We start from the raw sequence: 598 nt of genomic DNA on the forward strand, positions 1-598 counted from the left end.
CACACATGCCGCCGCCCGACCTCGTCACAGGTCCCCTCGACGAGCAGCCCACCGGGAGCAAGCCGCCCACACAACCGCTCCCAGACGCCGGCCACCTCGCCCTCGTCGTACTGCCGCAGCACATTGGCCGCACGAATCAGCGACACCCGACCACTCACCGGGATCTCGAAGCCGCCATGCACAAACACGAGCCCGTCCCGCTCATACCGCTTGGCACCAGCGACCCGAGCGGGCTCGATCTCAACCCCCACCACCCGCACGCCCGGCGCCACGGCCCGCAGCCGCTCCAGCAACTCCACAGCGGTCCAGGGCGAGGCCCCGTACCCGAGATCAATGGCAACCGGATCAGCCACCCGCCGCAGCTCCCCACCCTGCGTATGCGCGATCCACCGATCCATCCGCCGCAGCCGATTGGGATTGGTCGTCCCGCGAGTGACGCTGCCCACAGGACGGGTCACGGCGCGGCTGCTCATACCGAGAGGGTATGCGCCCGCACCGGCACAACGGCGAGAAGGGGGCGCGGCGGGGGGTGTCCGCCCGCAGCGTCGGGCGTCCGCGGACGGCACCGCCGTATCGACAGAACCGCCCGAGCGAGGAC

The 598-nt window shown here is 71.1% G+C and carries 1 pseudogene; it reads right to left on the reverse strand.

From position 1 onward, the window contains the following. Positions 1 to 473: pseudogene (locus GRC12_RS44925) on the reverse strand (class I SAM-dependent methyltransferase); the annotation flags it as partial. Between the last annotated feature and the right edge of the window lie 125 nt (positions 474 to 598).

The sequence above is a fragment of the Streptomyces griseorubiginosus genome (assembly GCF_017614965.1).
Lineage (GTDB): Bacteria > Actinomycetota > Actinomycetes > Streptomycetales > Streptomycetaceae > Streptomyces > Streptomyces griseorubiginosus_B.